Origin of the sequence: Cereibacter azotoformans (genome assembly GCF_021391315.1) — a bacterium.
Taxonomy (GTDB): Bacteria; Pseudomonadota; Alphaproteobacteria; order Rhodobacterales; family Rhodobacteraceae; genus Cereibacter_A; species Cereibacter_A azotoformans.
Genome location: NZ_CP090021.1, coordinates 1,162,935 through 1,188,914, shown reverse-complemented (window position 1 = coordinate 1,188,914; position 25,980 = coordinate 1,162,935). Strand labels below are relative to the sequence as shown.

At 69.4% G+C, this 25,980-nt stretch carries 29 protein-coding genes; 4 read left to right on the top strand and 25 right to left on the bottom strand.

Going from position 1 to position 25,980, the window contains the following annotated elements:
* Positions 1-75 precede the first annotated feature (75 nt).
* From nifW to LV780_RS05835, 22 genes are all read right to left on the bottom strand, one after another.
* Positions 76-402 carry a nitrogenase stabilizing/protective protein NifW gene (gene nifW / locus LV780_RS05940; protein WP_011908297.1) on the bottom strand — a complete coding sequence of 109 codons (327 nt, stop codon included), beginning with the start codon at positions 400-402 and terminating at the stop codon, positions 76-78.
* A gap of 11 nt (positions 403-413) precedes the next feature.
* Positions 414-1,586 (bottom strand): homocitrate synthase, encoded by a 1,173-nt coding sequence (gene nifV, locus LV780_RS05935; protein ID WP_108220740.1) that lies wholly within the window; start codon positions 1,584-1,586, stop codon positions 414-416.
* A complete protein-coding gene (gene nifS, locus LV780_RS05930; protein ID WP_181318481.1) occupies positions 1,586-2,749 on the bottom strand; it encodes a cysteine desulfurase NifS in 1,164 nt (387 codons plus the stop codon). The genes nifV and nifS overlap by 1 nt, the downstream gene beginning before the upstream one ends.
* Positions 2,749-3,474 (bottom strand): iron-sulfur cluster assembly scaffold protein, encoded by a 726-nt coding sequence (locus LV780_RS05925; protein WP_108220742.1) that lies wholly within the window; start codon positions 3,472-3,474, stop codon positions 2,749-2,751. Before LV780_RS05925 ends, nifS begins: the two co-directional genes overlap by 1 nt.
* 9 nt (positions 3,475-3,483) lie before the next feature.
* Complete coding sequence (locus tag LV780_RS05920) at positions 3,484-3,804, bottom strand: HesB/IscA family protein (protein ID WP_011908293.1); 321 nt, start codon at positions 3,802-3,804, stop codon at positions 3,484-3,486.
* A 167-nt stretch (positions 3,805-3,971) separates the two neighbouring features.
* Positions 3,972-4,511 (bottom strand): nitrogen fixation protein NifQ, encoded by a 540-nt coding sequence (locus LV780_RS05915; protein WP_108220743.1) that lies wholly within the window; start codon positions 4,509-4,511, stop codon positions 3,972-3,974.
* On the bottom strand, positions 4,492-4,797 hold the full coding sequence (gene fdxB / locus LV780_RS05910) for a ferredoxin III, nif-specific (protein ID WP_011908291.1): 306 nt from the start codon (positions 4,795-4,797) through the stop codon (positions 4,492-4,494). The genes LV780_RS05915 and fdxB overlap by 20 nt, the downstream gene beginning before the upstream one ends.
* Before the next feature lie 78 nt (positions 4,798-4,875).
* On the bottom strand, positions 4,876-5,346 hold the full coding sequence (locus tag LV780_RS05905) for a NifX-associated nitrogen fixation protein (protein WP_108220744.1): 471 nt from the start codon (positions 5,344-5,346) through the stop codon (positions 4,876-4,878).
* Positions 5,346-5,777, bottom strand: a complete 432-nt coding sequence (gene nifX / locus LV780_RS05900; protein WP_181318482.1) for a nitrogen fixation protein NifX — start codon at positions 5,775-5,777, stop codon at positions 5,346-5,348. Before nifX ends, LV780_RS05905 begins: the two co-directional genes overlap by 1 nt.
* Before the next feature lie 13 nt (positions 5,778-5,790).
* Positions 5,791-7,158: a nitrogenase iron-molybdenum cofactor biosynthesis protein NifN gene (gene nifN / locus LV780_RS05895; protein WP_101340831.1), complete on the bottom strand. Its 1,368-nt coding sequence runs from the start codon at positions 7,156-7,158 to the stop codon at positions 5,791-5,793.
* Positions 7,158-8,621 (bottom strand): nitrogenase iron-molybdenum cofactor biosynthesis protein NifE, encoded by a 1,464-nt coding sequence (gene nifE, locus LV780_RS05890; RefSeq protein ID WP_108220746.1) that lies wholly within the window; start codon positions 8,619-8,621, stop codon positions 7,158-7,160. The genes nifN and nifE overlap by 1 nt, the downstream gene beginning before the upstream one ends.
* A gap of 265 nt (positions 8,622-8,886) precedes the next feature.
* Complete coding sequence (nifK, locus tag LV780_RS05885) at positions 8,887-10,407, bottom strand: nitrogenase molybdenum-iron protein subunit beta (RefSeq protein ID WP_117344951.1); 1,521 nt, start codon at positions 10,405-10,407, stop codon at positions 8,887-8,889.
* Between the two features lie 99 nt (positions 10,408-10,506).
* Positions 10,507-11,988, bottom strand: a complete 1,482-nt coding sequence (gene nifD / locus LV780_RS05880; protein WP_117344950.1) for a nitrogenase molybdenum-iron protein alpha chain — start codon at positions 11,986-11,988, stop codon at positions 10,507-10,509.
* A gap of 61 nt (positions 11,989-12,049) precedes the next feature.
* Positions 12,050-12,925: a nitrogenase iron protein gene (gene nifH / locus LV780_RS05875; protein WP_044248637.1), complete on the bottom strand. Its 876-nt coding sequence runs from the start codon at positions 12,923-12,925 to the stop codon at positions 12,050-12,052.
* 474 nt (positions 12,926-13,399) lie between these two features.
* Positions 13,400-14,233 carry an SIR2 family NAD-dependent protein deacylase gene (locus tag LV780_RS05870; protein ID WP_101340835.1) on the bottom strand — a complete coding sequence of 278 codons (834 nt, stop codon included), beginning with the start codon at positions 14,231-14,233 and terminating at the stop codon, positions 13,400-13,402.
* Between the two features lie 4 nt (positions 14,234-14,237).
* Positions 14,238-14,453 (bottom strand): putative nitrogen fixation protein NifT, encoded by a 216-nt coding sequence (gene nifT / locus LV780_RS05865; RefSeq protein WP_011908282.1) that lies wholly within the window; start codon positions 14,451-14,453, stop codon positions 14,238-14,240.
* Positions 14,450-14,734 (bottom strand): nitrogen fixation protein NifZ, encoded by a 285-nt coding sequence (locus LV780_RS05860; RefSeq protein WP_011908281.1) that lies wholly within the window; start codon positions 14,732-14,734, stop codon positions 14,450-14,452. The genes nifT and LV780_RS05860 overlap by 4 nt, the downstream gene beginning before the upstream one ends.
* Positions 14,727-15,488 carry a 4Fe4S-binding leucine-rich repeat protein gene (locus LV780_RS05855; protein WP_108220748.1) on the bottom strand — a complete coding sequence of 254 codons (762 nt, stop codon included), beginning with the start codon at positions 15,486-15,488 and terminating at the stop codon, positions 14,727-14,729. Before LV780_RS05855 ends, LV780_RS05860 begins: the two co-directional genes overlap by 8 nt.
* Complete coding sequence (locus LV780_RS05850; protein ID WP_044247961.1) at positions 15,488-15,682, bottom strand: 4Fe-4S binding protein; 195 nt, start codon at positions 15,680-15,682, stop codon at positions 15,488-15,490. The genes LV780_RS05855 and LV780_RS05850 overlap by 1 nt, the downstream gene beginning before the upstream one ends.
* A gap of 15 nt (positions 15,683-15,697) precedes the next feature.
* On the bottom strand, positions 15,698-17,173 hold the full coding sequence (nifB, locus tag LV780_RS05845) for a nitrogenase cofactor biosynthesis protein NifB (protein ID WP_108220749.1): 1,476 nt from the start codon (positions 17,171-17,173) through the stop codon (positions 15,698-15,700).
* Between the two features lie 194 nt (positions 17,174-17,367).
* On the bottom strand, positions 17,368-19,116 hold the full coding sequence (nifA, locus tag LV780_RS05840) for a nif-specific transcriptional activator NifA (RefSeq protein ID WP_108220750.1): 1,749 nt from the start codon (positions 19,114-19,116) through the stop codon (positions 17,368-17,370).
* A 291-nt stretch (positions 19,117-19,407) separates the two neighbouring features.
* Positions 19,408-19,803: a rhodanese-like domain-containing protein gene (locus LV780_RS05835; protein ID WP_011908277.1), complete on the bottom strand. Its 396-nt coding sequence runs from the start codon at positions 19,801-19,803 to the stop codon at positions 19,408-19,410.
* Positions 19,804-20,103: 300 nt separating this feature from the next.
* On the opposite strand from LV780_RS05835, the gene LV780_RS05830 reads away from it, so the two are divergent.
* The 3 genes from LV780_RS05830 to tmk are packed head-to-tail and all read left to right on the top strand — an operon-like array spanning position 20,104 to position 22,739.
* Positions 20,104-20,886 (top strand): SPOR domain-containing protein, encoded by a 783-nt coding sequence (locus tag LV780_RS05830; RefSeq protein WP_108220751.1) that lies wholly within the window; start codon positions 20,104-20,106, stop codon positions 20,884-20,886.
* A 17-nt stretch (positions 20,887-20,903) separates the two neighbouring features.
* A complete protein-coding gene (locus tag LV780_RS05825) occupies positions 20,904-22,073 on the top strand; it encodes a D-alanyl-D-alanine carboxypeptidase family protein (protein WP_108220752.1) in 1,170 nt (389 codons plus the stop codon).
* 12 nt (positions 22,074-22,085) lie between these two features.
* Positions 22,086-22,739: a dTMP kinase gene (tmk, locus tag LV780_RS05820; RefSeq protein WP_108220753.1), complete on the top strand. Its 654-nt coding sequence runs from the start codon at positions 22,086-22,088 to the stop codon at positions 22,737-22,739.
* Between the two features lie 12 nt (positions 22,740-22,751).
* Here tmk and LV780_RS05815 read toward each other — a convergent pair whose 3' ends face one another.
* On the bottom strand, positions 22,752-23,366 hold the full coding sequence (locus tag LV780_RS05815; RefSeq protein ID WP_108220754.1) for a hypothetical protein: 615 nt from the start codon (positions 23,364-23,366) through the stop codon (positions 22,752-22,754).
* A 218-nt stretch (positions 23,367-23,584) separates the two neighbouring features.
* Between LV780_RS05815 and LV780_RS05810 the strand changes: the two genes are divergently transcribed.
* A complete protein-coding gene (locus LV780_RS05810) occupies positions 23,585-23,926 on the top strand; it encodes an SMR family transporter (protein WP_101340717.1) in 342 nt (113 codons plus the stop codon).
* Between the two features lie 21 nt (positions 23,927-23,947).
* Here LV780_RS05810 and ruvB read toward each other — a convergent pair whose 3' ends face one another.
* Both ruvB and htpX read right to left on the bottom strand, forming a co-directional pair.
* Positions 23,948-24,973 carry a Holliday junction branch migration DNA helicase RuvB gene (gene ruvB, locus LV780_RS05805; RefSeq protein ID WP_108220830.1) on the bottom strand — a complete coding sequence of 342 codons (1,026 nt, stop codon included), beginning with the start codon at positions 24,971-24,973 and terminating at the stop codon, positions 23,948-23,950.
* A gap of 73 nt (positions 24,974-25,046) precedes the next feature.
* Positions 25,047-25,946, bottom strand: coding sequence for a zinc metalloprotease HtpX (gene htpX, locus LV780_RS05800; protein ID WP_108220755.1), 900 nt, complete (start codon positions 25,944-25,946; stop codon positions 25,047-25,049).
* Positions 25,947-25,980 lie beyond the last annotated feature (34 nt).

Here is a 25,980-nt window from a genome sequence, read left to right as displayed (position 1 = left end):
CACATCCTAGCACAGCTTCCTCGGTCCGGGCCGCGCATCGGGTCGCAGCCCTGCTTCGTCCGTCGTCGGCGGCCGCTAGTCCTCGACGATCGAGAGGCCCGTCAGCGGCACGAAGGCCCGCGAGGGCTTGGCAAAGACCTTGAACACCTTCTGCTCCAGGGGCGAGCTGTCCACGAAATCCGTGTAGGCCCGCGAGAGCGCGTCGCGGGCCGCGGCGCGGGCATCCGCCGCGCCGAGCGGCGTGAAGTCGATGGCGGCGAGATACTGGCCGAACCGTTTCATGATATGGAGGCGCGAGACATTCACCACCTCCGGCCGGTAGGGATGTTCGAGCGCGTCGAAGATCTCTTCGGCCGCGGACAGCCTGCGCAACTCTTCGAGAACGGCGGTTCCGGTGGTCATCCTGGTCTCCATCAGGTGGTTTCCGTGAGGCTGGCGAGCAGCGCCGCCAGATCGTCGGCCGTGGCCGCGCGCTTGGCCTCGGCCGCCCAGTCGCGCAGCGCGGGCAAGAGCGCGCCGAGCGTCGCCGCGTCCGCGGGCAGGCCCGCATCCGCGAGAGCCCGCGCAAGGCCCGACACCGAGGAATGCTTGCCGATGGCGATCCGGTGACTGCGGCCGAACCGCTCGGGGCGCAGGGCCGCGCTTTCGTAGATGGCGCGGTCCTTCAACAGCCCATCGACATGGATGCCGCTCTCGTGGGTGAAGACCCCCTCGCCCACGATCGGCTTCTGCAGCGGCACGGGCCGGCCCGAGGCACGGGCGACAAGGTCCGAGAGCCCGCAGAGCTGGCCGAGCGCGATCCCCGTGGCCCGGCCCGACGCCTCGAGCGCGGCCGCCACCTCCTCAAGCGCGGCGTTGCCGGCCCGCTCGCCCAGACCGTTCACCGTCACCGACAGATGCGTGGCCCCCGCGCGGGCGGCCGCGAGGCTGTTGGCCGTGGCCATGCCCAGATCGTTGTGGCCGTGGAACTCGACCGGCAGCGGACAGCGCGTCACCACCCGGCTCACGAGATCATGGGTCGCGAACGGGTCGAGCACGCCCAGCGTGTCCGAGATGCGGAAGCGGATGGCGCCGGCCTCGGCCGCGACATGGGCGATCTCGGCCAGGAAGAACGGATCGGCGCGCGAGGCATCCTCGGCGCCCACCGAGACCTTGTGCCCGGCCCAGGAAGCGGCGCGGACCAGCTTTTCCACCTTGTCGCGCACCCAGGCCGCGTCCTTGCCAAGCTTGGCCGTGATCTGCCGCTCGGAGGTCGGCACGCCGATATGGAGCCGCACGACCCCCGTGCGCTGCGCGGCGGCCAGATCCTCGGCGCGCAGCCGGCACCAGACCACGGGCGCCGCCCCCTTGAGCACCGCCGCCACCGCGCGGATGTCGGCCCGCTCGTCCTCGCCCATCGCGGGCACGCCCAGCTCGATCTCGGCCACGCCGGCGGCCTGCAGCGCCTCGGCGATCGCGCGCTTTTCGGCGCGGGAGAAGGCCACGCCCGCCGTCTGCTCGCCGTCGCGCAGGGTGGTGTCGCAGAGCGCGACCGGGGCCAGCGGGCTCTGGGTCAGGAAGCTGGCCGCGGACTGTTGTCGCGACATCACCGCACCTCCTCGGCCGTGAAGGGAGAGAGCGCGCGCAGCTGCGCCACGATCGGCGGCAGCGCCTCGAGGACGCGGTCAATCTCGGCCGCCGTCGTCCCGCGCGAGAGCGAGAAGCGGATCGCCCCGTGGGCGGCCGTGAAGGGCACCTTCATCGCGCGGATGACATGGCTCGGCTCCATCGCGCCCGAGGCGCAGGCCGCCCCCGACGAGACGCAGATCCCTGCGCGGTCCAGCAGCATCAGGATCGCCTCGCCCTCGGCCAGCTCGAAGGCAAGGCACGAGGTGTTGGGCAGACGATCCAGCGGGTCGCCCAGCACGCGCACCTTCGGGATGCGGGCGAGGATCCCCTGCTCCAGCCGGTCGCGCAGCAGACGCATTCCGCCGTGGTCCACCGACTGCGCCAGCTCGGCCGCGCGGCCAAGGCCCACGATGCCGGGGATGTTCTCGGTCCCGGCCCGACGCCCGCGCTCCTGCTTGCCGCCGCGGATCAGGGGCTGGAACGGCACGCCCTTGCGCAGCCAGAGCGCGCCCACGCCCTTGGGCCCGTGGAACTTGTGCGCGCTGATCGAGAGCATGTCGATATCGGTCCCGCGCAGCGCGACCGGCACCTTGCCCGCGGCCTGCACCGCATCGGTGTGAAAGAGCGCCCCCTCCCGATGCGCCAGCTCGGCCAGCCCCTCGACCGGAAAGACGGTGCCGGTCTCGTTGTTGGCCCACATGAGCGTGACCAGCGCCACCCGCGGCGACAGCGCCGCGCGATAGGCGTCGATGTCGAGCCGGCCGTCACCATCCACCGGAATGCGGTGGACGGTGACGCCCTCATGCCGTTCGAGCTGCTCGCAGAGCGCGAGCACGGCGGCATGTTCGACCGTCGAGGCCACGATCTCGCGCCGGGCCGGATCGGCGGCCAGCGCCGAGCGGATCGCGGTCGTGTCGGCCTCGGTGCCGCCGGAGGTGAAGAGGATCTCGCTCTCGACCTCGGCCCCCACCAGCTCCTGCACCGCGCGCCGCGCCGCCGACAGGGCGCGCGCGGGCCCACGCCCCAGCGCGTGAAGCGACGAAGGATTGCCGAACTCGTCGGTCAGGAAGGGCAGCATCGCCTCGAGCACCTCGGGCGCAAGCCGCGTGGTCGCGTTGTTGTCGAGGTAGATCCGCTCCATCACCGCGCCCCCGCGATGGCGACCAGCGCGCGTTTCTCTTCGGGGATCACCCGGATCGGGCGGCCGAGCGCATCGGCCAGGCGCTTCTGCAGCCCGCCCAGCGTGAGCGCCGCCAGCTGGCAGCCCGAACAGGCGCCCGTCAGATGGACCCGCACCTTCGATCCGTCGACCGCAAGCAGCGTCACATCGCCTCCGTCTGCCCGCAGCCGCGGGCGGACGGTCTCAATCACCTCCGCGATCAGCCGGGCCTCCTCGTCGGGCGACAGCGGCACGTCCCGGACCGTGCGCGGCTTGGATTCATGCCGGGGCGCCAGAAGCTTCACCGCCGCCGCTGGGGCCGGAGCGGCTTGGGGCGGCTCGAAGCTCCGCCCCTCGAACTGGCAGAGCGCCATCTGCAGCGCCGTCCAGGCAAGCTCCGCCGCCCGCCGCCGTGCCCCCAGCCCGCCCAAAGCCGCGTCGAGGGCATCGACGCTCAGCCCCCGCGCCGCCTCGAGGCCAAGCCCCGTCACCATCACCGTCAGGGCCGAACAGCAGACGATCTCTTCCCCGCCGAACGCCTGAAAGCGGGCCTCGGCCACCACGCCGGCCTCGATCCGCAGCATCAGCCGGATCGCGTCGCCGCCCTCCAGCGAGCCCGCGCTTCCCACGGCATTGGCCGCCTCGAGCGGACCTGCGTTGCGCGGATTGTAGAAATGGTCGAGCGCCTTTTCCGAAAAGTCGAGCATCCCATCACCTCAGCAGAAGGACTTGCCGCAACCGCAGCCACCCTGGGCGTTGGGATTGTCGAACACGAAGCCCGTGCCCTCGATCGAGGTCACGAAGTCGATGGTGGCGCCCTTGAGATACTCGCCGCTCTGCGGGTCGATCAGCACCCGCACCCCCTCGGCCTCGACCACGAGATCGTCCTCGGCCTCCTTCAGCTCCAGCGACATGCCGTATTTCAGTCCGGCACATCCACCGGATTGCACCATGAGTCGAAGGCCGATGACGGGCTGGCCAGAGCCTTCGATGGCTCCCCTGATGGCGGCTTGGGCGGCGGGGGTAATCTGGATCATCCGAACTCTCCTGCATGTCGCGAGGCTCCCGACCAGGTAGAAGCACGCACCATGCCAAGTCTGGAAACGCCCTTCCGTCAGAGACTTGCCGCACCACCCCGGCACGAAGAGGTCCTGATCGGAACGCGACAATGACGGGTTTGCGACAGAGGTTAAGCCGGCCGGCGTCAGTCGGTGTCAGGGCCGAAGCAGAGGGGTTTTTCCGCGCAGTCGTCGCAATGCGGCGCAAGGCACATCGCACCGCCATTGTCGCTGCAGATCTGGCGGTAGAAGAAGCGTTTCCACCGCATGTTGCGGGTGTTGGCGGCATGGAGACGCGGGAAATGCCGCGCGATCAGCCCCCCCAGATGGGCGCGCGACGGCAGGCCCAGATCCTCCCACAGGTGGCTCGGCTCCAGCGACCGCCGGGCGAGGATCGCCGCCAGCCAGCGCGCCTCGTCGCCCCCGCGCCCCCCGCGCCACAGCAGCAGCGTCGCAATGTCCGCCTGCTCGAGCGGGACGGGCGACAACGGCAACAGCGACGGCAGCGCAAGGCCGGGGCACCAGCGCGCGACCAGAGCCTGCAGCGCGGCAGGCTCGAGCCCCAGAAGGTCGGTCAGCTCACCCCGGCCCCGCGCATGATCGCGCAGGGCATGGGCGAGGATCGCGGCGAAATCCGCCCGGTCGGCGTCGTGGTCCTCGAAGAGGTCAGCGCTCCACTGGTTCATGGGTCTGGCAATCCTTGGGGCAGACCCGGTTGCAGGCGCCGCAGCCGACACAGGCATCCGGGTTGACCATGATCATCACCTTGCGGAGGATCTCGTCGTCATCGTCATCCTCGTCGTCCGAACATTCGACCAGATCGCCGTCCTCGTTGACGCCGCGGAGCGTCATCACGTCCCGGCCGCAGACCTTGTAGCAGCGGCCGCAGCCGATGCATTTCTCGATGTCGATGGCGGTCAGGAACCTGGGCGTGTATTCGACCCCGCCCCGGGTGTAAGCGGTAATGAACAAGGTTGTCTCCTGTCTGGGCGCGGTCTGGGCGCCGGGATGGGTTCGAGGCCGTGCGGGCCGGAACGGCAGGCGGGCCGTTCAGTCGCGGGCGGCCTCGGGATGGGTTTCGATCTTCCTCACGGCATCGGCCGTCAGCTTCTCGCCCGCCTCGGCCAGCTTTTCGTAGGTGGCAAAGCCGAAGCGATGCACGTCGCGCATGTGCTTCGAGATCAGCACGAGGCTGCCGCCGATCAGCACCACCCGGCCAAAGCCCTCGTGGTGGAACTTCGCCATCTGGCCGGCCATGACGCCCGTGCGCTTTTCCACCAGGAGGCCCACGGCGTCATAGAACTTCTCGATCCGGGCGATGGTCTCGGGTTCGGGGTCGCTGATGATCGGCATCTCGCGGCGTTCCTCGGGGGTGAGGATGTAGTCCGCCAGCAGCTCGGCGTCGCTCTTGCCGTCCCAGTGGCCGTAGCTGTCCTGCGCCCGGACGATCGAGGCGAGCTGGTCGAGATAGTCGCTCGCCGGATAGAGGCCCCCGCGCGGAAGGGTTGCGGTCTCGGTCATCAGACATCCTCCCCGATGAAGCTGGCGGCGGGTCGGCCGAGCACCTTGCGCAGGAAGGGCGGGATGTTGCCGTTCAGCATGGTCTGGACCTGCCCGATCACGTCGGTGATCGGCTCGGGGTCCTTGCGCTTGATCGGGTGGACGCCGGCGCGCACCACCTTGGCCGCCGCCGGCCCGCCGATGGCCAGCACGAACAGCAGCGCGCAGCCCGCCAACGCCTCCACCTTCGGCGTGATGCGGTCGGCGCTGTCGTCATGCTTGCCGCCCTGATCGGTGGTGGCGTCGAACTCGATCGCTTCCACAAAACGGGCGCTTTTCGCGGAAACTTCCCAGATCGCGAAACTCCGGCACGAGCCGAAATGCGCGTCGAGATGTTCGAGGTCGTTCGAGGCGATGGCGATCCTGAGGGGCGTGTCGGCCGGGTCGGTCATGGTGGGCTCCGGTTCAATGATGCGAAGGCGGCGGGGTGGCATGGTCGAACTCCGGGGAGATGCGGGCGGCGCCGAAATCCTCCGGGCGCGGCCGGTGCGGGTGCGAAAGGACGGCGTTGGCCACCTCGAACAGGAAGGCGCGGGTGCCGCGATAGCCGGTCCGGCAGGCATCCATCGCCCCCAGCCGGTCGAAGATCGGAAAGCCCGCGCGGACATGCGGCAGGCCGAGCCGCTCGGCCATCATGCGGCCGTGGGCGTGCGTGAGCAGAAGTTGACAGCCGTCACGCTCGGCCGCCCGCTCCAGATCGCCCAGATCGCCCACCGCCACCTCGGCCACCGGCAGCCTCTCGGCCGCGGCGGTGGCGGTGGTGGTGACGCAGGTCAGTTCGGCCCCCATCGCGGCCAGCGTCGTGCCGAGGGCGAAGCCGAGGTCGGGCTCCAGCCCCATGGCGACCCTGAGGCCGCCGATGTGGAAATGCGCGTCCAGCATCGCGTCCGACAGCCGCGCCCGGTCGCGCCGAAGGCTGGCCGGAACCTCGGCCCCCGAGAGCCGCATCAGGGTCGCCACGAAGGCATCCACGGCCTTGAGGCCGGTGAGCGAGGGAAAGACATGCGCCGGCACGCCCAAGGCCGCGAGCCTGTCCGCCGCCGGGCGCATCGCCTCGCCGATGGCCAGCGTCGCGACCGAGCCGCCCATCGTGGCGATGTCGGCCAGCCGCGTGCCGCCCAGCGAATGGCCGCGCCAGTCCTCGGCCAGATGGCCGTCGAGCGACAGGGACAGGTCGGGCAGGATCACCGGCGTCAGGCCGAAGGCGCGGATCATGCCCGCCACCTCCTCGATGTCGGCGGCGGTCATGTTCGCGCCCGGCAGCAGGTTCACCTGCCGCACGCGCCGCGGCACCTCGACCACCAGCGCGTCGATGATCGCCTCGACCGCGCGGGCCCAGCCCTCCTCGAGCCCGCCGGCGAAGTCGGGCGTCGCGGCATAGACCACCGCCGTATCGGCAAAGTCGGTCCGCCGGCGCAGCATCTCGCGCAGTTCGCCCGCCACGTCCTCGCCCCGCGTCTCGACCAGCGCGGTCGAGGCGATGCCGATGAAGGCGGGCTTCGCGCGCTTGCGGATGTTCTCGATCGCCTCCTCGATCTGCTCGCCGCCGCCGAGGATCGCGGAGACCTCGTTCATCGCGGTGGTCTGAAGCGGGATCGCCTCCTTGAAGTGGCGGACCATGTGGACCATGGCAAAGGCCGTGCAGCCCTGCGCGCCGTGAAAGAGCGGGATGGCGCCCTCGATGCCGAGGTAGGCCATTGCCGCGCCCAGCGGGGCCGAGACCTTCAACGGGTTGGTGGAGAGCGCGCGGTCGGGGTGGATCAGGCGGGCCATCAGCAATCCTCGAAATCGGCTTTCGAGCCGGGCACGGAGGCCAGCACGAAAGGTGCGTCGGGAGCCTCGCAGGCCGGCACCTCCCACGGCGCGGGCTCCCGCAGGTCGGCCCACATCGGGTTGTTCACCGCGCGGTCGATGGCGCGGACCAGTTCGACCATGCCCATGTAACCGGCGTAGGGTTCGTGCTTTTCCTGGTTCACGTCGATCCAGGGCACGCGCGCCTTCAGCGCCACGAACTGCGACCGCCCGCCCGACATCAGCACGTCGGCCCGCGCCTCGCGCAGCAGGCGATACATCTCGGCCGGCGCCATGTTCTCATACATGTGGGCGTCGGTGCCCATGATCTCGGTGACGCGCCCGCGGTCGCCGTCGGTCGCCTTGCGCATCGAGGTGCCGACCACCTCGATCCCCAGTTCCTGCAGGGCCGAGACCACCGACCAGGTCTTGTGCCCGCCGGTGTAGAGAAGCACGCGGCGCCCCCCGACCCGCGGGCGGAGGGGAGCAAGCTCCGCCCGGGTCCGCGCCTCTTCCTCGGCGATGAGGGCCTCGCAGCGGGGAAGAAGGTCTGCGGGGGCGCCGCGCTCCACCAGCATCCGGCACAGGGTGCGCAGCGCGGCGGAGGTGTCGGAGATGCCGTAGAAGCTGCCCTCGAACCACGGGATGCCGTGGCGTTCCTCCAGCTTGCGGGCGATGGCCATGAAGGCGTGCGAGCAGACCAGCATCGTCACCCGCGCGCGGTGCATCATCGCCACCTGCGCATAGCGCGCATCGCCCGAGATCGAGCCAAGGATGCGGATGCCCAGCCGGTCGAGCAGCGGCTTCACCTGCCAGAGCTCGCCCGACAGGTTGAAGTCGCCGATGATGTTGATGTCGGTCAGGCCCGGCTCGGCGGGCTCCATCGTGCCCACCACATGCTCGACCAGCGCATCCACGCCCAGCTTGTTGCCGAGGTTCTTCGAGCCGACATAGCCCGGCACGTTGACCGGGATCACCGGCCGCCCGAACCGTTCGGTGGCGGCCTTGCAGACGGCGCCGATGTCATCCCCGATCAGCGCGGTCACGCAGGTGGCATAGACGAAGACCGCGGCCGGGTTCTCCTGCGCGATCACCTCGCGGATGGCGCGGTAGAGCTTCTTCTCGCCGTTGCCCATCACGATGTCGAGTTCGGTCAGGTCGGTGGTGAAGCCCTTGCGATACAGCTCCGACCCCGACGAGGCCGAGCCGCGGTTGTCCCAGCCGTTGCCCCAGCAGGCGAGCGGGGCATGGACCAGATGCGCCACGTCGGTGATCGGCTGCAGCGCGATCATCGCGCCGTCGAAGGCGCAGCCGCCCGCCGCGGCGCCGGGGGTGAGCTGCTTGGCGCAGCCCTTCTTGCGCTCGGCCTCGGGCTTGGCGGCGTTGGTCGCGCAGCCGGGCTCGTGAAAGGCGTCCTGGATCTTCTGCTTCAAGGCTTCCGACATGCGCGGCTCCTGTCCCGTCACCGAAGGGGAAAGCACGCAGCGTGCCAGGTTGCGGAAACGGCAGGAGGGCGCTGGACGGGAAGGGAAATCCCGCGCTGCGGCGAGAACCACCGATGCGAAAGCAGCGTCCTGCGCCACGGCTTGTCCCCTGCCGGACACGCATGTCGCATCCCGGACACGACCCCGGAACAGAAACGGCCGGTGCGGGGCACCGGCCGGTCTGCGCCTGGCTGGCACGGGCACCCGAAGGCGCGCCGCGCGGGGCTCAGCGGGTCAGGTCGAACGAGATGTCCGATTCCGTGTCGAGCTTGTCGAAGATCGTGTCGAGGATCTTCACCAGCACCCCGATCGCGCCCTGATAGCCGAAGGTCGGGAAGCGGTGGTGGTGGTGACGGTCGAAGATCGGGAAGGTCAGGCGGATCAGCGGGATGTTGCAGTCCTTCTCCAGATACTTGCCATAGCTGTTGCCGATCAGCAGGTCCGCAGGCTCGGTCGCAAGGATCGAGCGCAGGTGCCACAGGTCCTTGCCCGCCCAGACCTGGCAGCCTTCGCCGAAGGGCGACGAGGCCAGCAGCGCCGTCATTTGCGCTTCCCAGTCCTTGCCGCCGTTGGTGGCGAGGCAGTGCTTCGGCTCGCCGCCCATCTCAATCACAAAACGGGCCATCGCATAGACGAAGTCCGGGTCGCCGTAGATCGCGTAGGTCTTGCCGTGCAGATAAGCCTGGCTGTCGGCCATGGCGTCGATCAGACGGCCACGCTCCAGCCGCAGCTGTTCCGGGATTTCCTTGCCGGTCAGCTCGGCGACCTTCATCAGGAACTCGTCGGTGGCCTGCACACCCATCGGATAGTGGAACGAGGCGGTCTGCTGCCCGACTTCCTCGCAGAAGGCGAGCGTCTTGCGGGTGCAATATTCCTGCAGCGAAATGGTGGCCTTGGCGTTCAGGCCCGCCTTGATCTCCTCCTGCGTGGTGCCGCCGGCATACATGCGGAACTCGCCGTCCGAGGGCGTGTCATAGACATCCGAGGCATCGCCCAGAACGGTCGCCTCGACGCCCATCAGGCCCAGCATCCGCTTCATCTCGCGGATGTTGCCGACCACATAGCCATCGAAGCCGGGGATGATGTTGATCCCCTCGCCGGCGGTGCGGGGCGCGTCCTTCCAGAAGCAGGACAGGATGCCCTTCTGCATGTTGTCGTAGCCATCGACGTGGCTGCCCACGAAGGCCGGGGTGTGGGCGAAGGGCACCGGGAAGTCGGCCGGGACGCTTTCCTTTTCCTTCGACTTCAGGATGAAGGAGTTCAGGTCGTCGCCAATGACTTCGGCCATGCAGGTGGTGGACACCGCGATCATCTTCGGGCTGTAGAGCGCGTAGGTGTTGGCCAGGCCCTCGATCATGTTGTTCAGGCCGCCGAACACCGCCGCATCCTCGGTCATCGAGGACGAGACCGCCGACGAGGGCTCCTTGAAGTGGCGGGCGAGGTGCGAGCGGTAGTAGGCCACGCATCCCTGCGAGCCGTGCACGAAGCTCATGGTGCTGTCATAGCCCGCGGCGGCGAAGACGGCGCCGAGCGGCTGGCAGGCCTTGGCCGGGTTGATCGTGACGCAGGAGCGGGCGAGGTTCTTCTCGCGGTAGTCCCAGGACTTCGTCCAGTCGGCGACTTCCTCGACCTTCTCGGCCGGGGTCGCGTTCTCGTAGGTGGCGCGCTTCTTCTCCAGCATCGCCTGGTATTCGGGTTCCTTGAACAGATCCTTGTGATCGAGAATGTTCTCGGCGGATTGGGGCATGGGAAGTGTCCTTCTGCTGGCCGTCCTCATTCCGGGACGCACCGCGAGCTGAGAATGGGAGGGGGTCCGGGGGGCGGGAGCAGGCCCCCCGGCTTCGGCTCAGGCCGACTTCTTCCAGGGCGCGTCGAACATGCCCCAGACCGGGTTGTTGATCGCAAGATCCATGTCGCGCGCGAAGATCGCGTAGCCGTCGTAGCCGTGGTAGGGGCCGGAGTAGTCCCACGAGTGCATCTGACGGAACGGGATGCCCATCTTCTGCGTGTTGTACTTCTCCTTGATGCCCGAGCCGACCAGATCCGGGCGGATCGCCTCGACGAACTTCTCCAGCTCGTAGCCCGAGACGTCGTCGTAGATCAGCGTGCCTTCCTTGATGTAGTGGCCGGTGCGCTTGTAGTCGTCGTTGTGGGCGAACTCGTAGCCGGTGCCGACGATCTCCATGCCGAGGTCGTGGTAGGCATCGACGACGTGGCGCGGACGCAGGCCGCCGACATAGAGCATCACCTTCTTGCCTTCGAGGCGCGGCTTGTATTTCGCGTTCACCGCATCGACGAGCGGCTGGTATTTCGCGATCACCGCCTCGGCATTGGCCTGGATGGTGGCGTCGAACTTCGCCGCGATGGCGCGCAGGGACGCGGCGATCTGGCTCGGCCCGAAGAAGTTGTACTCCATCCACGGAACGCCGTGCTTCTCTTCCATGTGCCGGCAGATGTAGCTCATGGAGCGGTAGCAGTGGATCAGGTTCAGCTTGGCCGCCGGCGCCCGCTCCATCTCGGCAATCGTGGCGTCGCCCGACCATTGCGCGATGACGTTCAGGCCGATCTCTTCCAGGAGGATCCGGCTCGACCAGGCGTCGCCGCCGATGTTGTAGTCGCCGATGATGTTGACATCATAGGGGCCGGCCTCGAAACCCGCCCGCGCGCCCTCGCCCGCCTCGAGCACCCAGTCGCGGATCATGTCGTTCGCGATATGGTGGCCGAGCGACTGCGACACGCCGCGGAAGCCCTCGCAGCGCACCGGGATCACGCGCTTGCCGATGTCCTTGGCCTTCTTCTTCGACACCGCCTCGATGTCGTCGCCGATCAGGCCGATCGGGCATTCGGACTGGATCGAGATGCCCTTGTTCAGCGGGAAGAGCGTGTTCAGCTCGTCGATGGTCTTTTCCAGCTTCTTGTCACCGCCGAAGACGATGTCGTTTTCCTGGAAGTCGGTGGTGACCTGCATGGTCACGAAGCTGTCGATGCCCGTGGTGCCGGTGTAGTAGTTGCGGCGCTGGGACCAGCTGTAGTGGCCGCAGCCCACCGGACCGTGGCTGATGTGCAGCATGTCCTTGACCGGCCCCCAGACCACGCCTTTCGAGCCGGCGTAGGCGCAGCCACGGATGGTCATCACGCCGGGAACCGACTTGATGTTCGACTTCACGGTGTCGCATTTCGACTGGATGCCGGGCTCGGCATCGGCAATCGTCTCGGCGACGCCAAGGTGCTTGGCGCGTTTCTTCTTGGCCTTGTCGGGATAGGCGGCAAGCACCTCCTCGATCAGCTTCATGTTGGCTTCCGCAGAATCTGCAATGTCTTTCGCCATGGGGCGGGCTCCATTCGGCAGGGAGGGGAAGGGACCGGGCAGCGCCCGGCCCCCGATCGGATCAGGCCTCGGCGGCGGCGATGGCGGCGAGCCGGTCTTCCTCGGACTGCATGATGCCGAAATCCATCAGCATCTCTTCCAGCTCTTCCATGGTGATCGGGGTCGGGATCACGCCCTTGCCCGAGTTCTCGTGGATCTTGCGGGCCAGTTCGCGGTATTCGTTGGCCTGCTTGCTCTCGGGCGCATACTGGATCACCGTCTCGCGGCGGAGTTCGGCGTGCTGCACGATATTGTCGCGCGGGACGAAGTGGATCATCTTGCAGCCGAGCTTGGCGGCCAGCGCCTCGGCCAGTTCCAGTTCGCGGTCGGTCTTGCGCTCGTTGCAGATCAGGCCGCCGAGACGGACACCGCCCGAGTTGGCGTATTTCAGGATGCCCTTGGCAATGTTGTTGGCGGCGTAGAGCGCCATCATCTCGCCCGACATGACGATGTAGATTTCCTGGGCCTTGTTCTCGCGGATCGGCATGGCGAAGCCGCCGCAGACCACGTCGCCCAGAACGTCGTAGGACACATAGTCCACGTCGTCATAGGCGCCGTTCTCTTCCAGGAAGTTGATGGCGGTGATCACGCCGCGGCCGGCGCAGCCGACGCCCGGCTCGGGGCCACCGGCCTCGGTGCATTTGATGCCCTTGTAGCCGATCTTGACCACATCCTCGAGTTCCAGATCCTCGACGGAGCCCGCTTCGGCCGCCAGATGCAGCACGGTGTCCTGGAGCTTGGTGTTCAGGATCAGGCGGGTGGAGTCAGCCTTGGGGTCGCAGCCGACGATGAGGATCTTCTGACCCATCTCGACCAGCGCCGCGAGCGTGTTCTGCGAGGTCGTCGACTTGCCGATCCCGCCCTTGCCGTAGAATGCGATCTGCCGGAGTTTTCCCATGTTCATGTCCTTCTTCGAAAGGGTGTCTCTGGTGAAGGCGGCGGTGCCCGCCGGTCTCGACATCGGAAAAGCAGCCGCCGTGCCAAGCGGGCGAAATCCGGTATTTGCTATTATTTTCCGAAGGTTGGCAAAGGAAGGCCGCGCAGGGGGGCGGCGGCTGCGCCTTGTGCGAAATCCGACAATTCCCCGACAATGGCGGATCCCCGGGGCTCGGGGGCAGGAGGGAAGGCGCAGCGCGAACGGAGGCGAAGCCGGGGGCTGCGCGCCCCCGGACCCCGCGGGATATTTGAGCCAGAATGAAAGAAGGGCATGGAGGGGGCCGACAGCGGGCGCGCGCGGCGCGGGGCCGGATGGCGGCTCGAGAGGCGCACGGGCCTCGGTTTTAGGGGGTGGTTGGCGTGTGCGGCGCGGGCCTTCCCGCGCGCGGGGGGACGGCCGTCGGGCGCGACCCGGGAAGGCCCGCGCCGCGGCGGTTCAGGCGGCGGGCGCGCCCAGGGTCTTCAACTCCTCGACCACGGCCTCGAGCGGCAGGTCGATGCGCTCGATGGCGAGTTCCTCGAGGAACAGCCGCTCCATGCGGGTGAGCGGGCCCTCGATCACCGCCACATGCCCCTGTCCGGAGCGTTTCGCGATCTGGCGGGCGTAGGTGCGCAGGAGCTGGTCGTCGAACCGGCAGCCGAGGAACAGGAAGCCGCGGCCGGTGCGGCGGCTCCGCACCTCCTCGGGGATCGGGCTCTGGATGTCGATCTCGGTCAGGACCTCGACATAGTCGCTGTCGGAGACGAGGAAGGAATGTCCGGGAACCGCCACGCCGTGCGGCTTGTAGAGGAGCGTGCGCCAGCCCGGATCGGCCCCCTGGGGGAGCGGGCTGTCGTCGGGGCCGTAGGTGCGATGCCAGATCTCGGCCCATTCTCCGTTGCGGCTGACTCCGTGGACGAGGCCCCAGTCGGCGGGGCCCTCGCGGAAGCGGCGGACGAGGCCCGGATCATACCAGGCGTCGATCACCATCGGCGGGCGCACGAGGGCGAGCCAGTCGTGGATCGGGTTCGTCCCGGGAGGCGGAGCGAAGGCCGCGACCACCATCTTTTCGAGCGTGGCGCGGAAGCGGCGCGTCTCGACGAACTGCGCCGCGGCCCAGAGGTTGCCCTGCGCCCGTTTCGGCACCCGCACCTCCGCCTCGATCCGGGCCGAGAGCGCCGCGGGCGAGGCGAGAGCCCCGCCGAGTGCCGCGACCCCGGCGCCGAGATAGGGCACGACCCGCCCCTGCCCCACCGCCTCGAGAGCGACCCGCAGCATCTCGCGCGTCATGGGCTCAGTCCTCCATGTCCGTGAGGCGACGCGCCTCGACCGTGATCGGCAGCGCGGGGGGCGTGTCGTAGGCGGGCATCTGGAAGATCCAGCCGTTGCCGAGCCTCGCCCAGCCGCCCCACATGCCGGGCTTCTCCGTCGCCACCACCGGCTCCTCGAGGTCCTTCCTGGCCACATAGGCCACGAAGCCCTTCGCGCCTTCGCTGATCATCACCTTCATCGGGATCCCTCCTGCTGGATGTCGAGGCCGATCAGCTCGCGCCCGCGCATGCCCACGATGCGTTGGCGTCCGACAAACTCGACCGCATAGATGTAGTAGCGTTGCAGGTAGGTGCCGATGTCGCGCACATAGCCCACGTCGCCCTTGTGGACGACGACCTCGCCCAGTTCGGCGTCCCACATGGTGCCGTCGTTCTTGACGGTGAAGCGCGACTGCACCTTCTCGCCGGGCTCGAACAGCGGGGGCGCGTAGATCTCGACGGTATCGTCCGGTTCAGGCATCGCTTTCCTCGCGCAGCTGGGCGAGCCGCAGGAGCGCGGTCTCGCGGATCAGGGGGTCTTCGTCCTCGGCCAGGCGGAGCGCGACGGGCCGGGGCGCACGTTCGGCCACCGCATGACGCACCCGCAGGTCGGGATCGCTCGCAAAGGCGCCGAGATGGGCGGGCTCGATCCGTTCGGCGGCGGCGCGGCGCACCAGCGGCTCGGGGTCGCCGCTGAAGTGGATGAGCCAGGCGGGATCCACGCGCCGCGCCACGGCCCGGCGGATCTCGGGATCGGGATCATGGGCGAGAACGGGCAGCGTCCCCGCCTCGGCGCGCCGGACGATCACGAGCCGCACGGCCGGATCCTCGTCGCGCATCATCAGATGCAGGTCGGCCGGCGGCAGCCGATGGGCCACCGCGATCCGCACCGCCCGGTCGGGATCGGCGATCAGCCGGCGGGCCTGCGCCGGCGGCAGCCGCAGGATCGCCACGGCCCGGACGGACGGATCGGGATCCTCGAGCAGGTGCGGCAGCCGGAACAGGTTCGCGCGCCGCGCGGCCTGCGCCCGGACCTCGAAATAGGGATGGGTCAGGAAGGCGTCGGCCAGCTCGGGGCCGAGCAGGAAGAACCGCTCGATCCGCCGCGCGTAGCGGTCGTTCACGCAGGCCCATGCCGGGCCGCAGAGGCCCTGCGGCAGGCGCGCGGCGTGGCGGCAGGCGCCGCAGTCGATCGCGGCACCCTGCCAGTCGAGGGGCTCGGGTCCCTCGGGCATCAGGCCGGCACGCAGGTCTGGGGCACCGGACAGACCGAGGCGCATTGCGGCGTCTCGAACCGTCCCGCGCATTCGGTGCAGAGGGCGGCGTCGATGCTGTAGGCCGCCCCCGTGAAGCCGATGGCCGAGCTGGGGCATTCGATCTCGCAGGCCCCGCAGGCGGTGCATTGCGGCGTGACGATCCGGTAGGACATGGGCGGCCTCTCTTCTCAGGCGATGAGCGCGCCCGCCTCGGGGGTGCGGTGACGCTCGGCATAGAGGTCGAGCAACGCGGTCTCGATGTAGTCCATCGCGCAGGCGTCGATGACCTCGATCCCGACCTCGGCCATCTTCGCGCGCGGCGCCTCACCGATGCGGGCGCAGAGCACGACCGGCACCCCCTCGAGCGTGCGGATGATCTCGGACAGCCGGTCGCCCTCGCCGTGGCCGCCGACGCAGTAGTTGTCGGCCCGGCGGTGGGTGACGAAGCGGACACCCGCAGCATCGACCTCGTAGATCTGGAACTCGGTCGCGTGGCCGAAATGCTGGTTGATGCGCCCGCCGCCCTTGGTGCAGACCCCGACGAGAAGCGGAGGCGCGGCCACGAAGGCGGCCTCGGCCTGAGCGGCCTCGGCCGCGGCCCGCCGGTCGGCGCGCTCGCGGGCGACCCAGTCGCGGTAGGCCGCGCGCTTTTCCTCGCCATCCTCGGCGATCGTCTCGGGCAGCTTGTCCAGCGTGAATTCCTGCCCGCGATCCTCGCCCAGCATCCCCACGGCGTCCGCGCGGCACTGGCGGCAGTGCTTCATCAGGTTGGCCCCGTCGCCGCACTGGTCCTGCACCGCCCGCAGCTCGGCCGCGGTCGGACCGCGCTGGCCGGTGAGGCCGAAATGGGTGCCGTGCGCCGGATCCGAGATCAGGGGCATGATGTTGTGCAGGAAGGCGCCCTTGGCCTTCACGATCCGGTTCAGCTCGACCATGCCCGCCTCGTTGATGCCGGGGATGAGGACGGAATTGACCTTCACCAGCACGCCGCGCGCGACCAGCATCTCGAGCGCCTCCATCTGGCGGGCGAGGAGGATCGCCGCCCCCTCCACCCCTTCGTGGCGCTTGCCGCGGAAGAAGACCCACGGATAGATCTTCGCCCCCACCTCGGGATCGAGCGTGTTGATCGTCAGCGTCACGTGATCGATGTTCATGGCCACGATCTCCTCGACATGGTCCGGCACGGCGAGACCGTTCGAGGAGAGGCAGAGCTTGATGTCGGGAAGCTGGGCCTGGACCAGATCGAAGGTGGCCTTCGTCTTCTTCCAGTCGTAGGCGGCATCGCCCGGCCCCGCGATCCCAAGAACCGAAAGCTGCGGAACCTCGGCGGCCACGGCCAGCACCTTGCGGGCGGCCTGCTCGGGCGTCAGACGTTCGGACACGACGCCGGGGCGGCTTTCGTTGGCGCAGTCATACTTGCGGTTGCAGTAGTTGCACTGGATGTTGCAGGCGGGGGCCACCGAGACATGCATCCGGGCGAAATAATGGTGCGCCTCTTCCGAGTAGCAGGGGTGATCCTTCACCTTGGCCCAGATCGCCGGGTCCATGTCCGCCGGTCCCGCCTTGGTCCCGCAGGAGGACGCGGTGCAGCCGCCCCCCATCGCCTGCCCAAGCTCGTCACGCGACGCGACCTGAAGTCCGCCCAGCGAGATGATGTTGGCCATGTTCCGCGCCTCCGCCTGTGCTGTGTCGGGATTCCGGGAAGCACGGGCCATGCCAAGCGCCCGAGATCAGGCATTTCAGGGGATCCCTGTCCGGCGCCGGCCCGCGAAGGTCGCAAAGCCGACACAGCCGGCGCACCGGATGGTCGGCTTCCACCGGGACGGAAGCCGACCTGTTCCGACGGCAGGCGGCCGTATCAGAACTTCTCGACGCGGATGTTGTGCTTCCTGAGCGCGTAGCCGATCTGGCGCGGGGTCATGCCGCGCAGCCGGGCGGCCTTGGCCTGCACCCATCCCGCGCGCTCCATCGCCTCGATCAACGCCTCGCGCTCGGCCGCCTCGCTGTCGAGCGGTGCAGGCCGCGCGGGCGACGCGGGCGGAGCGGCGGCCCCTTCCGGCGCCGCGGGCGCAGGCGGCCGGCTGCCCAGCACCGGCAATTCCAGCGGCCCCTGTGCGAGCCCGCCCACCGGCGAGGCGCCGCCCGTCTGCAGCCGCCAGAGATCGGCCGAGAGGCAGTGGTCGTGGTGGCAGGCCAGATCGTCGGCGTGGATCACCGACTCGGGCGAGAGGGCGGCCACGCGGGCGATGCAGTTTTCCAGCTCGCGGACGTTGCCGGGAAAGTTGCACTCGGCCAGCGCCGAGATCGCCGAGGGATGCAGCCGCTTCTTCATGCCGTTGCGCTTGTTGAACCGCTCGAGCAGCCCTTGGGCCAGCGGCCCGATGTCCTCCTTGCGCTCGCGCAGCGGCGGCAGGACGATCGGCACGACGCAGATGCGGAAATAGAGGTCGGCGCGGAAGGTGCCGTTGGCCACCGCCCGTTCCAGATCCTTGTTGGTGGCGGTCACAAGCCGCACGTCCACCTTCAGCGTGCGCGAGCCGCCCACCCGCTCGAACTCGCCCTCCTGCAGGATGCGCAGGAGCTTGGCCTGGAATTCGAGGCTGATCTCGCCGATCTCGTCGAGAAAGAGCGTGCCGCCGTCGGCCAGCTCGAACCGGCCCTTCTTCTGCTGCACCGCCCCGGTGAACGAGCCCTTCTCGTGGCCGAACAGCTCGGATTCCAGCAGCGACTGGCTCAGCGCCGCGCAGTTGACCTTGATGAAGGGCCGGTCGCGCCGGTCCGACAGGGCGTGGAGGGCGCGGGCAAAGACCTCCTTGCCGGTGCCGCTCTCGCCCCGCAGCAGGACGGGCGTGTGGGTGCCCGCAACCTTGCGGATCTGGCCGATCACCCGCTGGATCGCGGCCGAGGAGCCGATCACCCCATCCAGTTCGGCCGCCGGCAGTTCGGCGGGCGCGGCCGATGTGGCTTCGGCCGCCGCGCGGATCGCCTCGCGCGCCTCCTGCACGATCCGGTCGCGATCGCGCGCCACCAGCCTGCGGAAGCGGATCGACTGCTCGAGCACGGCCGCGACCATGTTCAGCACCCGAAGATCGGTGTCGAGAAACCGCGCGCCATTGTCCCGGAGGCCGCGGTAGGCGCAGAGCACACCCAGCACGAAGGGCGAATTGGCCTGGTCCCGGATCGGCACGGCGATCAGCGCCTGATACTTGTCCTCGAGGCCGGGCGGAAGGGCGTCGGCCCCGAACTCATCGACGATGTCGCAGGACACGAGCGAGACGCCGTTGCGAAAGACATGCCGCGCCGCCTGCGCCGGGATGGCGCGGCAGTCCGCGGACACGGGCCCTCCGCTGGCCGTGGCCGCCACGACATAGGGGTTGATGTGGCGCGCGTTGCGGGACGATTCGCCCGGCGCCCCTTCCTGCAGCAGCGCAAGCGCCCCGTGCTTCAGCCCCATGAAAGAGGCGAGCACGCCGAAGACCGCGGGCATGTGGGCGATCGGGTCGCTGGCGCCGGTCAGAAGCTTGGCGATCTCGCACAGGGCGTCGAGGGTGAGATACTCCTCGCCGCGCTCGGCCGCTGCGTCGGAACCTTCCGCGGAAATGTCCATGACCAGACCTCCGTCTTCATCGTACTGTCACAATTCATGTTCGCCCCTTTGGGGCCGCAAGTCCAATCTGCTTGCCGACCCGCTTCGCACAAAGGGCGAGCCCGCACAATCGCCCGGCGAAATGGCCGCAGGGAACGCCCTGCTGGTGAATAAATGCTCAGCCGGAAGTCCGCTTTTGCGGGCAGCGTGCGAATCGCGAAGCGTGAAATGCACGGGCTTGCGCGGGCCGGCGCGCGGCACCCCGCGGCGGCGGCTGGCGCCAACCGCAGGGCGCGGCGGCCCGCCCCTGTCCTACATGCCGGGGTCGATCGCGCCGTCCACCGCGCCGCCGCCCTCGATCCAGTCCTTGAGGCCGCCGAGGTTGTAAACCTCGGAAAAGCCCATGTCCTTCAGAAGTTTGCCTGCCAGAGCGGCCCTGCCGCCCGAGGCGCAGTGCAGCACGATCGGCCGATCCTTGCGCAGCTCGGCGTCATGGTAGGGCGAGTCCGGGTCGGCGCGGAACTCCAGCATCCCGCGCGGGATGTGGTGCGATCCCTGCGCGCGTCCGGTCTTCTCGATCTCGGGCGCGTCGCGGATATCGAGCAGCAGGGCCCCTTTCTCCGCGACAAGCGCCCGCGCCCGCTCGGCATCGATGCGCTCCACCACCGCGTTGGCCGCGGCCATCATGTCCTTGAGAGTGCTCGTCATGGTCCGTCCGTCTCCTGAACCCTGGCCGGATCGCCCGGCCTTCTTCCGGCCCGAAGCCTAGATCGGCCCTCCCCCGCCTGTCCACGGGCACGACGCGCCCGGACCGGCGCCTGCCCCACGGGAAGGTGATGGCGGCGCCACGCCCGCCGTCCGGGCAGCCGGGGCCCGCACCCTTTCCAGCCCCGGCCATCGTGGCTATGATGCTGCGGCCGCGAGGGACAAGCGGCGGGGACATGAGACCGTCCGCAAGGCGGTCCGGCACGAGACGCGGACTGAACCCGCGCACGATGGGGGCGAGCAATGTCACATCCGGGCGTCCGGAACCTGATCTTCACCGCAGCCGCCGGGCTGGCGCTGATGGGCTGCGATACGATGCGGCAGGCGACCGGCATGGACGGCGGCGAGGGATCGCCCGCCGTCGCGGCGCCCGGCGTCCCCGTGGGGGCCGATGTCGAGGCGCCCCAGGCCTACCAGACCACCGACCGGGCCCTGTGGGACGGCCGGCCCTCGCTCGGCGGGATCTGGGTCGCCGCCTCGGACGTGAAGACGCCCGAGCGGGTGCTGATGGTCAATCCGGCGAACGGCCGCTCGGTCAAGGGCGCCCTCTTCCGGCGCGAGCGCGAGAATCCGGGGCCGAAGCTGCAGCTGTCCTCGGATGCGGCCGAGGCGCTGGGGCTGCTTGCGGGACAACCGGCCACGATCCGCGTCACCGCGCTCCGCCGCAAGGAGGCGCCCCCCGCCGGTGCCGCCGCGCCCGCGCCCGTGGCAACCCCGGCGGCCAGCGCACCGGCCGTCGCCGCGCCGGTGGCCGCACCGGCCGTCGCCGCGACGGTGACCGCACCGGCCCCCGTTTCCGGCGGCCGCACCATCCGCGTCGGAACCTTCAGCCAGCCGGACAATGCCCGACGGGCGTCCGACCGGCTGAACGAGGGCGGCGTGAACGCCCGCGTCGCCGAAGCCCGTCAGGGCGACCGGTCGTTCTGGACCGTGCTGGCCGGACCCGCGACCCCGGCCGATGCCCCGTCCCTGCTGGCCAAGGTCAAGGGCCTTGGCTTTCAGGACGCCTATCTTCTCGCCCGCTGACAGGAAAGGACGCACCCGTGTCGCTGCCCCGCCTCTTGCTCGCCCTGACATTCGGCCTGCTCACCGCTCTGCCCGCGCTGGCCTTCGACACGCGCGCCCGCGCCGCCTGGGTCTATGACGTGACCACCCGGACGGTCCTCCTTGACAAGAACGCGCACGAGCCCCTGCCGCCCGCGTCGATGTCCAAGCTCATGACGCTCAACATGCTGTTCGAGGCGCTGCGCGACGGCCGCGTGACGATGAACACGACCTTCGCCGTCTCGACCAAGGCCAAGCAGATGGGCGGCTCGAAGATGTTCGTCGAGGAACGCGACCGACCCACGGTGGAAGACCTGATCCACGGCATCGTGGTGAACTCCGGCAACGATGCCTGCGTGGTGGTCGCCGAAGGGCTCAACGGCACCGAGAGCGACTTCTCCCGCGCCATGAATGTCCGCGCCAAGGCGCTGGGAATGAACGATTCCACCTTCACGAACTCGTCGGGCTGGCCGGAGCCCGGCCACCGGATGAGCGTGCATGACCTCGGCATCCTTGCCGTGCGGCTGATCGAGGAATTCCCGAAATACTATCCCTATTTCGCCCACACCGAGTTCAACTACAAGGACCGCGTTCCCTCGAACGCGAACAACCGCAACCCGCTGCTGCGGCTCGGGCCCGATGGCGACTGGACAGCGGACGGGCTCAAGACCGGCCACACGCAGGAGGCGGGCTACGGGCTTGTCGGCTCGGCGGTGCAGAAGGACGGCCGCCGCATCGTCTTCGTGCTGACGGGCCTCGCGACCGAGGCGGATCGCGCGCAGGAAGGCGAGCAGATCGTGAACTGGGCCTTTCGCCAGTTCGTCCAGAAGACGCTGGTGAAGAAGGGCCAGCGGGTGGCCGAGGCCGATGTCTGGCTCGGCAACGCCTCGCGCGTGGGGCTGGTGCCGGCCGAGGACGTGACACTGCTGCTGCCGGCGTTGGTGCAGGAGGGGGTGACGGCCGAGGTGAGCTACACCAGCCCGCTGCGGGCCCCGATCGCGGCCGGGCAGGAACTGGCCGAACTGGTGATCCATGTCCCCGACCTTCCCGATGCGCGCGTGCCGCTGGTGGCCGAGGGCAGCGTCGGAAGCGGCGGGCTGCAGGTCCGGCTCATGACGGCCGCCAAGGTGCTCTACCGCCGCTTTCTGGAGGAGGCGCCGGCGAGCTGAGCGGGCGATCCGATGCGCGCGCAGGGCGGGCTCTTTCTGGCGGTCGAGGGGATCGACGGCTCTGGCAAGTCGGGGATCGTGCAGCATCTTGCGGCGCGTCTGAGGGCGCATGGCCGCGATGTGGTCGTCACGCGCGAGCCCGGCGGCACGCCCGAAGGCGAGGCGATCCGCGGCCTCGTCCTGGCGGGCGCCGACGAGGCGTGGGATCCGATGGCCGAGCTTCTGCTGATGACGGCGGCGCGGGTGCAGCATGTCCGGCGCGTGATCGCCCCGGCGCTCGAGGCGGGAAGCGTCGTGCTGTCCGACCGCTACGCCGGATCGACTCTGGCCTATCAGGGCACCGGCCGCGGCCTGTCCGAAAGCTTCATCCGCGCGCTTCATGCGGAAGCGACCGGCGATCTCTGGCCCGATCTCACGCTGATCCTCGATCTGGACGCCGCAACCGGCCTCGCCCGCAGCCGCCGCCGCCTGACCGGCTCCGCCATCGACGAGGGCCGGTTCGAGAGCCTCGACCTCGCCTTTCACGAGCGCATCCGCCAGTCGTTCCGGGCGCAGGCCGCGCGCGACCCCGCGCGTCACGCCGTCATCGACGCCTCGGGCACGCCCGAGCAGGTGCAGGCCCGCGCCCTTGCGGCGCTGGAGCCGCTGCTCGCCGCCGCGCGCTGATCCGACGACGCCTCAGCCGAGCCGCGCCGCCAGACGCAGCGCGTGGCTCGGATCGCTCGCCGCCGCCGGCAGGACCGGATCATAGGCCGCCCGGATCAGGACCGCGATCTCCGGCCGCAGGATCAGGTGCCCGTCCGCATCGGCAAGAGGAGAGCGGTCGGCGAAGGCGCGCTCCGACCAGAGCAGCATCGACTGCACCGCCTGCCCCAGCGCCAGCGCATCGTCCGGAACGGCCGACAGATGCTCGTCCATCCGCAGGAAGACGAAGCACGCGCGGATCGCGCCGGCCGGATCGAAGCGGAACAGCCGATACTGGTTGGCCCCGGCCGCCGCCAGCCGCGCACAGAGCGGCGCCAGATCCGGGATCATCCGGTCGAGGTTCGGCACCTGCGGCAGCTCCTCCCAGTCGCGAAAGAAGAAGATCATCAGGTTCACGCCCAGTTCGGGATCGGTCTCGGCCATCGGGTGACCGGCCAGCGTGACCACCGCCTCGATCGCGCCCTTGATCGTGGCGAGGCTCGTGTCCTCGACGCCGAAGACGACGGGCACGATGGGCCGGCCCCAGCGTGCGAAGCGGTAGCTGCCGTCGGCTGCGGCAAAGAGCGCCTCGATGTCGGCCGGTGTCATGGCTGCCCTCCCCTGCGGTCCGGCCGGGACATAGGCGGTTTGAGCGGCAGCGGCAACGGGGCCCGGGCGTGGGTACCGGCCTTTTCCGGGCATGGCCTCGCCGCGTGCGAGCGTATCCGGGAAACCCTTGGCGGCACCGCCGGCACGCGCGGTCGTCCTGCGCGATTGACAACGCGGCGGGCACGGACAGGATGGCGGCTTGCCCCTCGGAGACAGCCATGCCGCTTGCGACCACCTACGCCTTCCTTGTCTTCGCCATCTTCGCCGAGGTCGTGGCCACGACCGCGCTGGCGCGTTCGGACGGGTTCACCCGGCTCTGGCCCAGCGTCATCACCGTCGTCGGCTACAGCATCGCCTTTGCCTGCCTGTCGGTCACCCTGAAGGTGATGCCGACCGGCGTCGTCTATGCACTCTGGTCGGGGTTGGGCATCGTCTTCATCGCGGCCATCGGCTGGCTCGTCTATGACGAGCGGCTGGACCTGCCCGCCCTCATCGGGCTTGGGCTGATCCTTGCGGGCGTGCTGGTCGTGAACCTCTTCTCGAAGACCATCCCGCACTAGGGCCCCCACGGGCGCGCGCTCTCAGCCGAAGAGGTCCGCCTGCCCCGGCCCCTTCGGCGCCTCCAGCCCGAGGTGCCGCCAGGCCTTGTGGGCGAGCATCCGGCCGCGCGGCGTGCGCTGGATCAGACCCTGCTGGAGAAGGTAGGGCTCGATCACCTCCTCGACGGCGTCGCGGCTTTCCGACAGGGCTGCGGCAATGGTCTCGATCCCCACGGGCCCGCCGCCGTAATTCTCGGCGATCAGGCTCAGGTAGCGGCGGTCGCCCAGATCCAGCCCCAGATGATCCACCCCGAGCCGCGTCAGCGCACGGTCGGCGATCGCCTGCGTCAGCCGCCCGTCGCCCTCGACCAGCGCGAAATCGACCACCCGGCGCAGCAGGCGGCCCGCGATCCGCGGCGTCCCGCGCGCGCGCCGGGCGATCTCCTGCGTGCCTTCGGGATCGCTGTCCACGCCCATCATCCGCGCGCCCCGCGCCACGATCAGGGTCAACTCGGCCTCGGTGTAGAACTGGAGGCGCGTGGGGATGCCGAAACGGTCGCGCAGCGGCGTGGTCAGCAGGCCGAGCCGCGTCGTCGCCCCCACCAGCGTGAAGGGCTGCAACTCGATGCGCACCGTGCGCGCCGCCGGCCCCTCGCCGATCACCAGATCCAGCGCGAAATCCTCGAGCGCGGGATAGAGCACCTCCTCGACCACGGGCGAGAGGCGGTGGATCTCGTCGATGAAGAGCACATCGCGCGGCTCGAGGTTGGTCAGGATCGCCGCAAGGTCACCGGGCTTGGCCAGCACCGGCCCCGAGGTCATGCGGAAGCCCACCCCAAGCTCGCGCGCCATGATCTGCGCGAGCGTCGTCTTGCCGAGACCGGGCGGGCCGTGAAACAGCGTGTGGTCCATCGCCTCGCCCCGCATCCGGGCGCTCTCGATGAAGACGCGCAGGTTCGCCCGCGCCTCGGCCTGGCCCACGAACTCTTCAAGCGACTGCGGGCGCAGCGCGCGGTCCATGTCTTCGGGCAGCCGCTCGGGGCGGAGGGTCGGATCGGAACTGGTCATGCGCTCGCTCGGGCTTTGCCGGAACATTCCCCGAACGGGCCGGGGGATGCAAGCGCGAAGCGCAGGCCGGGCGTCAGCGCCAGGGACCGCGGCGCGGGACGCGCGGCATCGAGGACCGCTCAACACCCGCCCCCGCCATGGCCTGCAGGGCCGCGATGCGGTTCGCGGTGTTCGGATGGGTGGCAAAGAGCCGGTCGTGCGACATCGCATGAAGCGGGTTGATGATGAACATGTGGGCCGTCGCCGGGTTGCGCTCGGCGCGCGTGTTGTCGATGCGCTGCGCCAGACCCTCGATCTTGCCGAGCGCCGAGGCCAGCCAGAGCGGCCGGCCGCAGATCTCGGCCCCGATCCGGTCCGCCTCATATTCGCGCGATCGCGAGATCGCCATCTGCACGAGGCCCGCCGCCAGTGGCGCAAGGATCATCAGCGCAAGCGTGCCCACGATCCCCATGGGACGCTCGCCCTCCTGATTGGAGCCGCCGCCGAAGAAGAAGGCAAAGTTGGCCAGCATCGAGATCGCCCCTGCGAAGGTCGCGGTGACGGTCATCAGCAGCGTGTCGCGGTTCTTGATATGGGCCAGCTCATGCGCGACCACCCCCGCCACCTCCTCGGGCGAAAGCGCCCGCAGCAGGCCGCGCGTCACCGCCACCGCGGCGTTCTCGGGGTTGCGGCCGGTCGCGAAGGCGTTGGGCTGGTCGGTCTCGATCAGGTAGAGCCGCGGCATCGGCATGTTCGCGCGCTCGGCCAGCCCCCGCACCATGGTGTGAAGATCGGGCGCGGCGCGGGGATCGACCTCATGGGCGCCGTGCATGGACAGCACCGCCTTGTCCGAGTTCCAGAAGGTGAAGAGGTTCATCAGCGCCGCCACGATCAAGGCGATGATCGCGCCGCTCTGCCCCCCGATCAGGGCGCCGACGCCAAGAAACAGCGCCGTCATGACCGCCATGAGGATGCCGGTGCGAACGTAACCCATCCATGCTTCTCCCATTACCCGGAACGCGGGGGAT